Source organism: Halomonas urmiana, from assembly GCF_005780185.1.
Taxonomy (GTDB): domain Bacteria; phylum Pseudomonadota; class Gammaproteobacteria; order Pseudomonadales; family Halomonadaceae; genus Halomonas; species Halomonas urmiana.
Window position 1 is genome coordinate 18,689 of sequence record NZ_VBUI01000022.1, and the last position, 13,667, is coordinate 32,355.

Consider the following 13,667-nt stretch of genomic DNA (forward strand, 5'->3'; position numbering starts at 1 on the left):
CGACACCGGCCCAAGGGCCGCTCAGGGCAGCGGCAGCAGCTCCCTGCGCAGCCGACGGAGGGCGTCGCCATCGCTGCTGTCCGGCCACAGCCATAGCCGACGCCCCTCGACCCGCAGCCCGATCAGCCAGGGCCCGAGGTAGTCGCAGCGCAGACTGACCGGCCGCCAGGCCTCGTTAACGTGATCGCGCCAGGCGGTGGCCGTCTCGCCGGCCGCCGTCGGCGTGAAGCGCAGCTGCCCCGACCGGCGGTCACGCGCCATGAAGGCCATCGCCACTACCAGCAGGATCACCGCCAGGGCGCTTGCCCAGGGGGCAGCCACGACGATGACCAGGCCGGCGACCGAGCCGGCCAAGCACCCCTGAGCCGCGAGCGCGACCCTAGAGGTTGCGATAGTGATCGTTGTCGGTGGTCTCGGCATACTCGACGATCAGCTTGACGATGCGGCGCCGCGCCGGATCCTCGGGCCATTCACGGCGCATCAGCCAGACGAACAGGTCCTGATCCTCCTCGTCGATCAGGGCCCTGAACGCCGCCTGGTCCGCCTCGTCCAGATCGCCGTAGCGCTGCTCGAGGAAGGGAATCAGCAGCAGGTCCAGCTCCCACATGCCACGGCGCGAGTGCCAATAGAGGCGTTTGCGCAGGGCGGCTTCCAGAGACGAATCGTCGTTCAAGGTCGGCCTCGTTGGGTCGGATGGATGTGCGGGCAGTATACCCGACCCCCAGCCCGGCGGCAGCCCGCCTCGGGCTCACGTTCCCCAGTGCTCGACAAAAGGTCGTAGTGCGTTGTTTTCTCGAGATTTGCCCAGTATGCTTTGGAAAAACAACAACGCCGGGATCACGCCGACCCAGGCAGGACCGCACGGAGACGAGTCGATGACCAAGTCCGAACTGATCGAGCAGATCGCCATGCGACAGCCAGAGCTGTCGGTGAAGGAGGTCGAGGCAGCGGTACGCCTGATCCTCGATGACATTACCGACACCCTGGCCGAGGGAGGACGGGTGGAAATCCGCGGCTTCGGCAGCTTCTCGCTGCACTACCGCGAGCCCCGGGTGGGCCGCAACCCCAAGACGGGGGAACCGGTCGCACTCGACGGCAAGTTCGTGCCACACTTCAAGCCCGGCAAGGAGCTGCGCGAACAGGTGGATGCCAGCCGCGCACTCGGCTACTGAACGGCGTCCGACGATCGCCGTCCCTCCTTCAACCGACACGGGAACATTGCACATGCGTTGGCTCAAAGGCCTGATCCTGGCCATCATCCTGCTGGGGGTGCTGCTGATCGGCATCCTCTTTGCCGTCAACAACCAGCAAACCCTGCCCCTGAATCTGATCTGGATCGAGCTGCCCGCCGTCTCGCTCTCCGTCTGGCTGCTGGCCTCGCTGACCGTGGGCGTACTGCTCGGCATGCTCGCCATGAGTGGCGTCTACCTGCGCCTGCGCACCCTGCTGACCCGCGCCCAGCGCCACAACCAGCAGCAGCGCAAGGAGCTCGATCGCCTGCGCGTCCAGGAGATGAAGGAACTCTCCTAGATGCCCGATGTTCTCCTGCTGGCCCTGTTGGTGGTGGCGATCGCTGCCGGCTGGTGGCTGGGCCGACGGGAACGCCGGGATCGCGGCGCCGCCTCCGCGCCGCCGCCCCTGCCCCATGACTACTTCGTCGGCCTCAACTACCTGCTCAATGACCAGCAGGACCAGGCCATCGAGACCTTCATCGGGGCGCTGGAGGTCAACAGCGACACCGTCGAGACCCACCTGGCCTTGGGCAATCTGTTCCGCAATCGCGGCGAGGCCGACCGGGCAATGAAGATCCATCAGAACCTACTCGCCCGCCCGACGCTGACCACCGAGCAGAGCGAAAGGGTGCAGCTCGAACTCTCCCGCGACTTCCTGGCGCTCGGCCTGCTCGACCGCGCCGAACGCCTGCTGGAGGGGCTGGTACGCGACACTCAGGACGACGAACTGCGCGGTTCCGCCAGGCGACTGCTGATCGACCTGCTCGAACGCGAGCGCGAATGGCAGGCGGCACTGGACGTGGCGCTGCCCAAGCTGGCCCGCCAGCACGACGACATCCGCCGCGCGGCGGCCCACTGGCTCTGCGAGCTGGCCGAGGAGGAGCGTCACTCGGCAAGCCCCGTTCTGGCCAGGCGCCACCTGCGTCAGGCGCTGGCCACCGATGCGCGCTGCGTACGCGCCAACCTGCTGTTGGCCGCCATGGCTCACGACACGGGCCAGTACAAGCAGGCCATCAAGCTGCTGCGACGCATTCCCGAGCAGGACGCCACCTTCACGCCGCTCATGCTCGAGCCGCTCGCCCATGCCTATCGGCTGCTGGACGACGAGGAGGGGCTGATCCGCTGCCTACGGGAACTGCTCGACCAGGCACCCTCCTCGGCCGTGATCACCCTGCTGGCCAAGACGCTCTACCACCAGGGGCAGGACCAGGACGCCATCGCGCTGATCCGTGAGCAGCTCGAACGCCAACCGAGCCTGGAGGCGATTCACCAGTTGCTGTCACTCTCCCGACATCACGCTCGTGAGGAGGACGAGCGCATCGAACTGCTCGAGCGCCATACCCTGACCCTGGTCCGCGCCCGCCCCCGCCACCGCTGCCGGCGCTGCGGCTTCGCCACCGAGACGCTGCACTGGCAGTGCCCTCGCTGTCGCAACTGGGGTACCACCCAGCCGATCGACGCGCCCGACAGGGACTAGGCGGGCCTCAGAAGGCCAGCTCCGCCTCGATCGCCGCCAGCGCCGCCATGGGATCCTCCGCCTGAGTCACGGGCCGCCCCACCACCTGATGCGTGCTGCCGGCCCGCCGGGCGTCGAGAGGCGTCATCACGCGACGCTGATCTCCGGCGGCGGCGAAGCTCGGCCGAATGCCGGGCGTCACCTTGAGGAAGTCTGCGCCGCACAGCGTGGTCAGGCGGCTCGCCTCCAGAGCCGAACAGACCACGCCATGCATGCCGCTGTCACGAGCCAGCACGGCCAGACGCTCGACCTGCTCGGCGGGAGACGCCGAGACCCCCACCTCGGCCAGATCCTCGGCCTCCATGCTGGTCAGCACCGTTACCGCGATCAGGTGGGTGGTCAGCCCATGACGATCCAGTCGCTCCCGGGCGGCCTCCATCATCCGCCGCCCCCCGCCGGCATGCACGTTGACCATCCACACTCCCTGCTCGGCCGCGGCCTGGACCGCCCCGGCCACGGTATTGGGGATGTCGTGAAACTTGAGGTCCAGAAACACCTCGAACCCCCGCCCGTGCAGCGCCTCGAGGATGTCAGGGCCGCTGCGGGTAAACAGCTCCTTGCCCACCTTTAGCCGGCAGCGCGAAGGATCGAGGCGGTCGGCCATGCACAGCGCGGCGTCCAGGGAAGCATAGTCGAGGGCGATGATCAGGGGAGAGGCGGTGGACACGATCGGGCTCCTGCTCAGGGGGAAGGAATCGCCCCAGTATATCAGTGATGGCCTACGTCGCAGGTGGCCAAAGTCGCCGTCACCGCCTCCGGGATGGCTGACGCCACGCCGGCACGATCACTGACGAGGCTTGGGCGAAGAGCGGGCTAGCTTGAAGGAGGCGAGCCGGTGCAACGAGGCAACGGCTCGCCCCTTCGACTCAAGGAGAGCCATCATGACCATCGCCCTAAAGACCCGCCTGTCCTGCCTGCTGCTGACGATGCTGCTGAGCCTCGCCCCCCTCGCCGCCAGCCAGGCCCTGGCCCAGGACCTGTCACCGATCGACATCAACGCCGCCGATGCGGCGCTGCTGGCAGAACTTCCCGGCATTGGCCCGAGTAAGGCCTCGGCGATCGTCGAGGACCGCGAGGCCAACGGCCCCTATGAGAGCGCCGAGGATCTGACGCGCGTCAGCGGCATCGGGGAGGTCACGGTCGACGGCCTGGCCGACCAGATCACGTTGTGATCAACGCCTGTCGATGAAAGGGCATCGATGAAAGGGCATCGTCACCATTCATCGACAACCCGACAGTGACGCCGGCCGAAATGCGGCCGGCGTCACTGTGTCGTGAAGGGGCACCACCACGGCGCGTGCATCCCGTAAGCCTGCCGCCGAGAGAACGCACGGCGAGGACGTGGTGAGCCCCTAGAGCCGCAGCCCGCCGTCGCACTCGATCACCCGGCCGGTGAAGTACTCGTTGGTCATGATGAAGGCCACGCTCTCGGCGATATCCTCGGGCTGGCCAAGACGCTTGAGCGGCACCCCCGAGGTCAGCTTCTCGAGCATGTCTTCGCGCATCGAGGCGGTCATCTCGGTCTCGATGAAACCCGGCGCCACCGCGCCCACGCGAATGCCGTAGCGCGCCAACTCCCCGGCCCAGGTGGTGGTCAACGCCACCACGCCGGCCTTGGCCGCAGCGTAGTTGCTCTGCCCCATGTTGCCGGCCCGGGAGATGCTGGAGATATTGACGATCACCCCGTCGTGCCCCGCCTCGATCATCTGCGTGGCCGCCTCGCGACCGCACAGGAAGACACCGGTGAGGTTGACGTCAATCACCTGCTGCCACTGCTGAAGGGGCAGCGTCTTCTCGACTTTGCCGTTCTTCGCCTTGACCAGCAGTCCGTCCTTGACGATGCCGGCATTGTTCACGAGGCCCTGGATCGGCCCCAGCGACGCGAGGATATCGCCGAAGGCCTGCTTCACCGAGGCCTCATCGGCGACATTGACGATGAAGCCCCGCGACTCGATCCCCTCGCCGTGCAGGCAGGAGACGGCCTCGTCCAGGGCGTCGCCGTCGAGATCCATCAGGGCGAGGCGTGCCCCCTGGCGGCCCAGCCGCCGAGCCATGGCCAGGCCCAGGCCGCGAGCGCCACCGGTGATGGCGATAACGGTATTGTCGAGTGTCATGTGCGCTTCTCCAGGAGACAGGTACCGCTCGCGCGGCCGAAAGTGCCGGCCAGCCCCCTCGGCGGGGCCGGCCAGCATAACCTTATGACCTTGCGGTTAGCGCCACTCTACCGAAGCCTGGAACGATATTCCACGACGCCCTTCTCCCGCCCCGGCGGCTTGAAATCTGATCGCCTGCCCCCATCACCAGCGCAACTGTCATCCGCGGAGCCATCATGCCCTTTCTTCTCATCTTCACCCTCTTCGCCCTGCTCGACTTCGTCATCCTCTTCTCGGTGGGCAGCCAGATCGGCCTGCTCACCACCCTGGGGCTGGTGCTGGCGACCGGCTTCATCGGCCTGCACCTGATTCGCCGCGAGGGCGTGGCCACCTTCGCCCGCGCCCAGGAGCGCATGAACCAGGGGGAGATCCCCTCGGGCGAACTGCTGACCGGGGCGGCGCTGATCTTCGGCGGCGCCCTGCTGATGGCGCCGGGCTTTCTCTCCGACGCCCTGGGCTTCATGTGCCTGATCCCCAATGCCCGACGCCTGCTGGCCAAGTCACTCACCTGGCTGGGCGTGCGCATGAAGGGGCTGCACGTTCATGCCGAGACCTATCGCCCGCGCCAGGGCAGCGATGCCGACTGGCAGCAAGCGAGCCCTCATGGGGACGGCCCGACCGAGCATCGAGGCGAGCCGGGAGATGCCGGCGATGATCGCCCGCTGGAGGGGGACTTCATCTCCCGGGACGAGAGGCGCTGATCGGGGCAAAAAATTTTCATGGCAGCCCTTGAAAGCGCCCTGCCGAGCCCCACTTATCCGACAGCATCGGGATTCGGTCCGGGGAAGATCCTCGGGCCATCGACAAGGTAGGCGATAACCGCCTCCACCCCGCAGCCCGCCTGCGGGTTGATGATGAAAACCGCCGGACATTGATTTCCGGCACAGCAAACCATCAGGAGAACGTGAGCAATGAACATCCGTCCCTTGCACGATCGCGTCGTCATCCGTCGCGTTGAAGAAGAGCAGAAGACTGCAGGCGGCATCGTGCTCCCGGGCAGCGCCCAGGAAAAGCCGACTCGTGGCGAAATCCTCGCCGTCGGTAACGGCCGGATTCTGGACAGCGGCGACGTACGCCCGCTCGACGTCAAGGTCGGCGATACCGTGATCTTCAAGGATGGCTTCGGCGTCGAGAAGCAGAAGATCGACGGCGAAGAAGTGCTGATCATGAGCGAGTCCGACATCCTGGCCGTCGTCGAAAGCTGAGCCGCGACCCGCTAGCAATCGCACGATACTGACGTTCACGAACTCACAGGAAGCATACGAAAATGGCAGCGAAACAAGTCAAGTTCTCCAGTGATGCACGCACTCGCATGGCGAAAGGCGTCGACACCCTGGCCAACGCCGTCAAGGTTACCCTGGGGCCGAAGGGCCGCAACGTGGTAATCGAGAAGTCCTTCGGCGCCCCGACCGTGACCAAGGACGGTGTCTCCGTGGCCAAGGAGATCGAGCTCAAGGACAAGTTCGAGAACATGGGCGCGCAGATGGTCAAGGAAGTCGCTTCCAAGACCTCCGACGTCGCCGGTGACGGCACCACCACCGCCACCGTGCTGGCTCAGTCCATCGTGACCGAGGGCCTGAAGGGCGTGATCGCCGGCATGAACCCGATGGATCTGAAGCGCGGCATCGACCAGGCCGTCATCGCTGCGGTCAAGGAAGTTGAGGCTCTGTCCGTGCCCTGCACCGACACCAACGCCATTGCCCAGGTCGGCACCATCTCCGCCAACGGTGACAAGCGCATCGGTGAGATCATCGCCGAGGCGATGGAGAAGGTCGGCAAGGAAGGCGTCATCACCGTCGACGAAGGCCGTGGTTTCGAGGATGAGCTGGACGTCGTGGAAGGCATGCAGTTCGACCGCGGCTACCTGTCGCCGTACTTCGTGACCAACCAGGACACCATGGCCGTGGAACTGGAAGATCCGTTCATCCTGCTGGTGGACAAGAAGATCTCCAACATCCGCGAACTGCTGCCGACCCTCGAGGCCGTCGCCAAGGCCGGCAAGCCGCTGGTGATCATCGCCGAAGACATCGAAGGCGAAGCGCTGGCCACCCTGGTGGTCAACACCATGCGCGGCATCGTCAAGGTCGCGGCCGCCAAGGCACCGGGCTTCGGTGACCGTCGCAAGGCCATGCTGCAGGACATCGCCATCCTCACCGGGGGCACCGTGATCTCCGAGGAAGTGGGTCTGGACCTCGAGCAGGCCACCCTGGACCATCTGGGCACCGCCAAGCGCGTGACCATGTCCAAGGAGAACACCACCCTCATCGATGGCGCCGGCAACGACAATGACATCGAGGCCCGCGTCAGCCAGATCCGCGCCCAGATCGAGGAGACCTCCTCCGATTACGATCGCGAGAAGCTCCAGGAGCGCGTCGCCAAGCTGGCCGGCGGTGTCGCCGTCATCCGCGTCGGTGCCGCCACCGAAGTCGAGATGAAGGAGAAGAAGGCCCGCGTCGAGGACGCCCTGCACTCCACCCGCGCCGCCGTCGAGGAAGGCGTGGTGCCCGGGGGCGGTACCGCCCTGGTGCGCGTGCTGACCCGTATCGCCGGCCTCAAGGGCGAGAACGAGGACCAGACCCACGGCATCGCCATCGCCGTGCGCGCCATGGAAGCCCCGCTGCGCCAGATCGTCACCAACGCCGGTCAGGAGGCCTCTGTCATCCTGAACCGCGTCAAGGACGGTGAGGGCAACTTCGGCTACAACGCCCAGACCGGCGAGTTCGGCGACCTGTTCGAGATGGGCGTGCTGGACCCGGCCAAGGTCACCCGCTCCGCACTGCAGTCCGCTGGCTCCGTCGCCGGCCTCATGATCACCACCGAGTGCATGATCGCCGACGATCCGGACGAGAAGGATGCCGGTGGCGCCGACATGGGCGGCATGGGCGGCATGGGCGGCATGGGCGGCATGATGTAAATCGCCCCCACCCCCAGGCCTCGCCTGATCGAGACCCCCGCCGGGAGACCGGCGGGGGTCTTTTTAGCTATAAGCCTTAAGCTGGAAGCTGGAAGCTGGAAAATAGCTTACGAACGCCAGCACCGGTGCCAATAGCCTTTCTTCAAGCTTCTAGCTTCCAGGCGCGTAGCACCGCTCTTCAAGCTATCGGCAATTCGCACTGGTATACGACGCCCTCATCTCGCATAGAGCCGACTCATGTTGTCGAACATCCGCATCGTCCTCGTCCAGACCTACCATCCCGGCAATATCGGGGCCACGGCCCGCGCCATGAAGACCATGGGCCTCAGCGACCTGGTGCTGGTCAATCCGCGCTGCTTCCCCGACCCGGAGGCCTCGCGGCTGGCCGCCGGGGCCGAGGACCTCATCGACCAGGCCCGCGTGGTGGGCTCGCTTGCCGAGGCCGTGAACGACTGCGTGCAGGTGGTGGGCGCCAGCGCCCGGCTGCGCAGCCTGCCGCTGCCGCATTTCGATGAGCCGACCGACATGGCACGCGACATCGTCGACCAGGGCGCCGACGACCCGGTGGCGCTGGTCTTCGGCCGGGAGCGCTTCGGGCTGACCAACGACGAGATCCGCTGCTGCAGCCACCAGGTGAGCATCCCGGCCAACCCGGACTACGGCATCCTCAACCTCTCCCAGGCCGTGCAGGTGCTCGCCCATGAGGTGTTTACCGCCTGGCGGCGGCGCCCGGACAGCGACTTCCGCCTGGCGCGCCCGAGCCAGGATCGCCAGCCTCCCCGGGAGCAGCTGGGCCACTTCCACGATCACCTGACGCGCGTCATGCAGCGCAGCGGCTTCATCACCCAGCCTCACGCGCGCACCGAGGCGCAGCTCCAGGCGCTGTTCGCCCGGGCCCGGCCGTCGCGCAAGGAGCTCTCTCTGCTGCGCGGTCTGCTCGCCTCGCTGGAGCAGCATCTTCCCGATGACCGACTGCCCGATGAGCAACTCACCGATGACCGGCTCAGCGACGAGTGACTCGCGATCGAATGACGGGCAGAAACGCCGACGGCGGCCCGCGGGCCGCCGTCGGCGTGAGCACTCATCACGCCGAGCGCGCGATCACAGGGTCATCGCCGCCAGCCAGCCGAAGCCGATCAGCGGAATGTTGTAGTGCAGGAAGGTCGGCACCACGCTGTCCCAGATATGGTCGTGCTGGCGGTCGACGTTGAGCCCCGAGGTCGGCCCGAGGGTCGAGTCCGAGGCCGGCGAGCCGGCGTCGCCCAGCGCCGCCGCCGTGCCCACCAGCGCCACGGTGGCCAGCGGCGAGAAGCCGAACTGAACCGCCAGGGGCACGAAGATCGCGGCGATGATCGGGATGGTCGAGAAGGAAGAGCCGATCCCCAGGGTGATGAACAGCCCCACCAGCAGCATCAGCAGCGCGGCCAGTCCGCGGTTATCGCCGATGATCTCCGCGCTGGCGGTCACCAGGGTCTCGACCTCGCCGGTGGCGGTCATCACCGCGGCAAACCCCGAGGCCGAGATCATGATGAAGCCGATCAGCGCCATCATGCGCATGCCGCTGGTGAAGAGATCATCGGCCTCCCGCCACTTGAAGATCCCGCCCAGCGAGAGCAGCGCGAAGCCCACCAGGCCGCCCAGAACCATCGAGCCGGTATAGAGCTGGATGCCCAGGGCCGCGACGATGGCGACGAGCGACATCGCCACGCCCAGCGCATGGGGCTCCTGGGCCTCGGGGTGATGATGCGGCACGTTGGTCGTGGCGACCTCCGCCGCCTCGTAATCGCGCGGCTTGCGATAGCTCACGAACAGCGCGACGAGCAGCCCCAGCGCCATGCCGCCCACCGGCACGCCCATGGCCACGGGCACCATCCCGCGGGTGATCTCGAGGCCCAGCGCCTCGCCGGCCTGATTGATGTTGGCCAGCAGGATATCGTTGAGAAAGATCGCCCCGAAGCCCACCGGCAGCAGCATGTAGGGCGCCGTCAGGCCGAAGGTCAGCGCACAGGCCACCGCGCGGCGATCCAGGCGCAGCTGGTTCATCACCTTGAGCAGCGGCGGGATCAGGATCGGGATGAAGGCGATGTGCACCGGGATCAGATTCTGCGAGGAGATCGCCACCAGCAGTACCGAGCCGACCAGCAGGTACTTCACCGTGGCCTGGCGGCTGGCCGAGGCCTCCTGGCCCAGCAGCGCGATCAGCCGGCGCGCCAGCAGGTCGGGCAGCCCCGAGCGCGAGATCGCCACCGCGAAGGCGCCCAGGGTCGCATAGGCCAGGGCCACCTTGGCGCCGCCGCCGACCCCGTCGTTGAAGGCCGCCAGTGTGTCGGTGATGGAGAGCCCCCCGACCAGCCCGCCGGCCAGCGCCCCGACCACCAGGGCGAAGACCACCGAGACCCGCGCCAGTGATAGCCCCACCATCACCAGCACCGCAACAATTACCGCATTCATGAGAGATTCCCGAAAATGGAGTTGGATTCAGACGAAACGGCGCGGGATTTTACCAGATGGCGACCGTCCCTACCGGATGCCGGCGTCGGGCATGTCACCGTCTCGTCATCGAATCCTCATGGTGCTGTCACGGGCATCGGCGATAGTGAGAGTACCCGGCAAGGGAGACTGCCGAAGTCGGTGACAGGGACGCCAGGGGCAGGAGGCCCCGCAGGGAGCAAGGCATCACGACGATGCCCAGGGAGGAGTGAGACCGCCACGGCGCCCGCGTCGTGGCGTTTTTGTCAGCTATCGGGCGTCACTTCCAGGGTGACCGTGACGACATCGCCACGCCGCAACACCTCGCCCGGCGACGGGTCCTGTGCCAGGACCCTACCCAACGGGGCGCCAGACGGATCCACCGCCATCTCGAGGCGGAGCTCGGCGAGCAGCTCCTGCGCCGCATCACGCTGCAGGGAGATCAGCCGTGGGACCGCCACGATCGGCATTTCCTCGATCTCCGGGGGAGGCGGCACCGGGACGATGCGAAAGCGCAGCGATGCCCCGATCGTGGCCTGGTAACCGAAACGATTCTGATATCCCGCATCCACGGGGGCCGCGTAGAGGGCGATACGCGACGTGGCTGGCCGCCCCCGGGAGGAGCTCGCCGATCGGGTTGCCTCCCCTTTCCCGGAGACCGCGCCGGAGAGCGAGAGCGCCACCTTCACCTCCCCCTCGGTCTCGGGAAGCGTATACGTATAGAAGGTCGGCTGCCAGCCACTTTGACGCAGCAGCGCCATTGCCTCGTCGCTGTCCCAATACAGCGCTTGCAGCTGAGCCAGCGCCTGCTCGTCCAGGGCGCGTTGCGCCTGTGCCACCCCCTGGCCCACCGAGGCGATGATCTGGCCGAGTGGCGCGGCCGTCGTGTCGTTGATCAAGCGCTTGATATCACTCATGGACTGCTTCCTCGGTCTCTGGTCCCACGGCGACCCCGAGCCGTCCGCTGGCCTGTAACAGCGCCGCACCGGGGGCAGCCCGCGAATGCGCAGTTCGGCGGAGGCCAGCTCCATCCCCTGCTCGTCCCGGGCCAGGTCCAGGGCCCCGGAGATGGTCGCTGGTGGCATTCGAGGTGGTGCGCTCGTAGGCCCGCTCACGGGTCATGCGAATGGCGATCTTCACCTCGATGATGGTGTCGACGAACTGGTAGAAGGTGGGCGTGAAGCCCAGCGCCAGCAGGTTATAGGTCTCTCCGCCGATCTCGACCTCCGTCTCCCATCACCTTGGCCATCTCCACGGCATTGCGATCGAGGGCGAACTGCCCCTCGGCGATGGCCATGCCGAGACGTTCGACGATCTGCGGCAGCGGCGCCGTGACCCAGGCACGGGGCGTCTGAGTCCCGGCACTCATGAGCGACGCTCCCGCTGCAGGGCGTGAATCGCCTCGACGAAGAGCTCAGGCGGTGGCACGGAGGCCAGCCGGGCGGAGATCTGGCTGTTCCCGGTCACCGCCATGTTGAACTGCCGGGACTCCCGCTTGTCCACGCTGACGCCGATCGCCACGGCGGTGCTGGACCTGGCGTGACCGCGAGCGCGAGAACTGCTGGGTCACGGAGAGTCCCTCGCTGCCCGACAGCTCGAGCTGTTCGCTGGTGGCGCTGAACAGCTTGACCTCATAGGTATCGCTTGCGCGCATCACCTCGACGACGTGGCCCAGCTGGTTGGCGCGCAGCGTGCTGGTGGCATTGAGGGCGGCCGCCAGGTGGTGCGCGTAGGCCTCGGCGGCATTCGCCGCATGCCCCGCCACCGCCGCGCCGTTGAGCCCGAACGCCTGTCCCTCGACGGTGACGGAGAACGACGACAGGTCAGGCGAGGCCGGCTGCCACAGGAACACGAAGCCGTTGCCATCGCCTCCGCCCTGGAGGTCGGGCGCGACCGCATCCAGCAGTGCACTGCCCTCGCTGCGCAGCGACAGCCAGTAGTAGTCGCGTTCCGGCGAGGCGATCGTGGTGGCCCGCCACTCCTGGTTCGGCGTGCCGTCATCATCGTTGGCGCGCGCCGCCCGCCGCGTCGACCTGGCTCTTGACGTACTCGGCGTAGGCCTCGAGGTCCGCCTGGGCACTGGTCGAGACCGTCGTGCCGCTATTCAACACATAGTCGGTGGCGGCATTGTCACGGATGGCGATCAGGCCGTTGGCCGTGGCGGTGAAGATGAAGGCCACCGAGCGAGACGTCGTCACCACCTGATGACCGGGCGCATCGCTGGAAATGGCCAGGGCGGCCTCCGGCGGCGAATAGACCAGCGCCTCGCCCCCCTGCCCTACGACCAGCTGGTCACGCAGGCCGCCAAGCCGGACGCGCGGCGCCTGGCCGGCGGGCACCACCTGGGTCCCGTTCACCGAGAGCGTGCCGGTGGCATCGGCGCGATACTCGAGGCGGGCCTGACGCGTCTCGACCCGCGTACCACTCTCACTCTCCGACTCGGAGGCCGACGACGAGGCGCTCTGCTGGCGGGTATCCCCTAGGCTCGCGCTGGCAGAGAAACCGAACTCGTCGCGCTTGCCCACCTCGAGCCGCATCCCGAGCGGCCAGCAGCTCGATGCCCGCTCGCCCGAAGCCGCTCGGCTCGCTGTCGACCGACAGCCCCAGCGCGCGTACCTCATCGAGACATTGCCGTGCGTGGGCCGCGTCGCAGGCCTCGGCTAGGGCGAGAGGAGGATGGACGAGGACGCGAGGCGCCACCCGGGGCGGAATGCCGAAGCGCTCCTCGAGCCAGGCCAGCACGTCGCTAGTGGGTGTCGCCTCGGCGGTCAGCACCAGGTCCCAGCGCATCAGGGCACGATTCACCAGCCGAATGCCGCCCTCCCGTCCGAGCGAGGACCAGAGCGACCGCGCCTCGGCGTAGGTCAGACCAAGCGAGAGCCATCCTGGACGGAGCGTCTGCTGCTTCTCACGCAGGCGGGCCTGAAGCCAGGCCGGAACGCGGGCATCCGGGGCGAGATGCAGATCGAACGGCCCCGCGTCGCCAGCAAGCCGAAGGCGCGCTGCGCCGAGACCCCGAGGAAGTCGGCGAGCGACTCGGTCACGGCTGCGACGCGCGCGACGTCCTGGACCTGAATGGCCACGTCGAGGGGAGTCGCCTCGGCCGGCGCCTCCCCGTGGGGAGCCACACGAGATTCCAGGCCCAGCGATGCCAGCAACCGGTCGAGGGCCGTGGCGGTATCGGCGTCGAGGTCATCGACGAGGACGGTCGGGGCTCGGAAGATCGCTTCGGCCACTTCGGCGACGAGTCTGGCGAGACCCTCGGCGACGGCGCGCAGCGCGGAAGGCGACACGTCACCGGGCGAGGTGACGACCACCTGATGGCGCGACGGGGAGATGGCCGAGCTGCTTGTCACTCCCGGCCTCCTTCCACGAGTCAATCC

General features: G+C 67.3%; 18 protein-coding genes. 8 read left to right on the top strand and 10 right to left on the bottom strand.

Features of this window, described 5'->3' with window-relative positions:
- Positions 1-21: 21 nt before the first annotated feature.
- Positions 22-420, bottom strand: coding sequence for a protein YgfX (locus FEI13_RS14020; RefSeq protein ID WP_420841602.1), 399 nt, complete (start codon positions 418-420; stop codon positions 22-24).
- Complete coding sequence (locus FEI13_RS14025) at positions 380-673, bottom strand: FAD assembly factor SdhE (RefSeq protein WP_138182144.1); 294 nt, start codon at positions 671-673, stop codon at positions 380-382. Before FEI13_RS14025 ends, FEI13_RS14020 begins: the two co-directional genes overlap by 41 nt.
- A gap of 136 nt (positions 674-809) precedes the next feature.
- On the opposite strand from FEI13_RS14025, the gene FEI13_RS14030 reads away from it, so the two are divergent.
- Genes FEI13_RS14030 through lapB form a run of 3 tightly spaced genes read left to right on the top strand, consistent with a single transcriptional unit; the run spans position 810 to position 2,709 of the window.
- Complete coding sequence (locus FEI13_RS14030) at positions 810-1,172, top strand: integration host factor subunit beta (protein WP_275668753.1); 363 nt, start codon at positions 810-812, stop codon at positions 1,170-1,172.
- A 52-nt stretch (positions 1,173-1,224) separates the two neighbouring features.
- Positions 1,225-1,530 carry a lipopolysaccharide assembly protein LapA domain-containing protein gene (locus tag FEI13_RS14035; protein WP_138182145.1) on the top strand — a complete coding sequence of 102 codons (306 nt, stop codon included), beginning with the start codon at positions 1,225-1,227 and terminating at the stop codon, positions 1,528-1,530.
- Entirely contained in the window at positions 1,531-2,709 is a 1,179-nt protein-coding gene (gene lapB, locus FEI13_RS14040) for a lipopolysaccharide assembly protein LapB (protein WP_138182146.1), read from the top strand. It abuts the gene before it with no gap.
- Positions 2,710-2,716: 7 nt separating this feature from the next.
- Here lapB and pyrF read toward each other — a convergent pair whose 3' ends face one another.
- On the bottom strand, positions 2,717-3,415 hold the full coding sequence (gene pyrF / locus FEI13_RS14045) for an orotidine-5'-phosphate decarboxylase (RefSeq protein ID WP_138182147.1): 699 nt from the start codon (positions 3,413-3,415) through the stop codon (positions 2,717-2,719).
- A gap of 214 nt (positions 3,416-3,629) precedes the next feature.
- Here pyrF and FEI13_RS14050 point away from each other — a divergent pair, with 214 nt between their 5' ends.
- Positions 3,630-3,920, top strand: coding sequence for a ComEA family DNA-binding protein (locus FEI13_RS14050; RefSeq protein ID WP_138182148.1), 291 nt, complete (start codon positions 3,630-3,632; stop codon positions 3,918-3,920).
- A gap of 180 nt (positions 3,921-4,100) precedes the next feature.
- Here the strand turns inward: FEI13_RS14050 and FEI13_RS14055 are convergent, their stop codons facing one another.
- A complete protein-coding gene (locus tag FEI13_RS14055; RefSeq protein WP_138182149.1) occupies positions 4,101-4,862 on the bottom strand; it encodes an SDR family oxidoreductase in 762 nt (253 codons plus the stop codon).
- Between the two features lie 215 nt (positions 4,863-5,077).
- Between FEI13_RS14055 and FEI13_RS14060 the strand changes: the two genes are divergently transcribed.
- The 4 genes from FEI13_RS14060 to FEI13_RS14075 all read left to right on the top strand — a co-directional run bounded on the left by FEI13_RS14060 (position 5,078) and on the right by FEI13_RS14075 (position 8,832).
- A complete protein-coding gene (locus tag FEI13_RS14060) occupies positions 5,078-5,602 on the top strand; it encodes an FxsA family protein (protein ID WP_138182150.1) in 525 nt (174 codons plus the stop codon).
- A 210-nt stretch (positions 5,603-5,812) separates the two neighbouring features.
- Positions 5,813-6,106 (top strand): co-chaperone GroES, encoded by a 294-nt coding sequence (locus tag FEI13_RS14065; protein WP_138182151.1) that lies wholly within the window; start codon positions 5,813-5,815, stop codon positions 6,104-6,106.
- A 62-nt stretch (positions 6,107-6,168) separates the two neighbouring features.
- The gene (gene groL / locus FEI13_RS14070; RefSeq protein ID WP_138182152.1) at positions 6,169-7,815 is read left to right on the top strand and encodes a chaperonin GroEL; all 1,647 of its coding nucleotides are present in this window, start codon (positions 6,169-6,171) and stop codon (positions 7,813-7,815) included.
- A 237-nt stretch (positions 7,816-8,052) separates the two neighbouring features.
- On the top strand, positions 8,053-8,832 hold the full coding sequence (locus tag FEI13_RS14075) for an RNA methyltransferase (RefSeq protein ID WP_138182153.1): 780 nt from the start codon (positions 8,053-8,055) through the stop codon (positions 8,830-8,832).
- 84 nt (positions 8,833-8,916) lie between these two features.
- Here FEI13_RS14075 and FEI13_RS14080 read toward each other — a convergent pair whose 3' ends face one another.
- The 6 genes from FEI13_RS14080 to FEI13_RS14100 form a co-directional block, all read right to left on the bottom strand.
- Positions 8,917-10,266, bottom strand: coding sequence for a Na+/H+ antiporter family protein (locus tag FEI13_RS14080; protein ID WP_138182154.1), 1,350 nt, complete (start codon positions 10,264-10,266; stop codon positions 8,917-8,919).
- A 284-nt stretch (positions 10,267-10,550) separates the two neighbouring features.
- Positions 10,551-11,201 (bottom strand): PASTA domain-containing protein, encoded by a 651-nt coding sequence (locus tag FEI13_RS14085; RefSeq protein WP_158294551.1) that lies wholly within the window; start codon positions 11,199-11,201, stop codon positions 10,551-10,553.
- Between the two features lie 281 nt (positions 11,202-11,482).
- Complete coding sequence (locus FEI13_RS19100; protein WP_158294552.1) at positions 11,483-11,653, bottom strand: hypothetical protein; 171 nt, start codon at positions 11,651-11,653, stop codon at positions 11,483-11,485.
- A 45-nt stretch (positions 11,654-11,698) separates the two neighbouring features.
- Positions 11,699-12,364, bottom strand: a complete 666-nt coding sequence (locus FEI13_RS14090; protein ID WP_138182156.1) for a hypothetical protein — start codon at positions 12,362-12,364, stop codon at positions 11,699-11,701.
- Positions 12,285-12,821 carry a hypothetical protein gene (locus FEI13_RS14095; RefSeq protein ID WP_138182157.1) on the bottom strand — a complete coding sequence of 179 codons (537 nt, stop codon included), beginning with the start codon at positions 12,819-12,821 and terminating at the stop codon, positions 12,285-12,287. The genes FEI13_RS14090 and FEI13_RS14095 overlap by 80 nt, the downstream gene beginning before the upstream one ends.
- 327 nt (positions 12,822-13,148) lie before the next feature.
- Complete coding sequence (locus FEI13_RS14100) at positions 13,149-13,640, bottom strand: hypothetical protein (protein WP_138182158.1); 492 nt, start codon at positions 13,638-13,640, stop codon at positions 13,149-13,151.
- Positions 13,641-13,667: the final 27 nt, after the last annotated feature.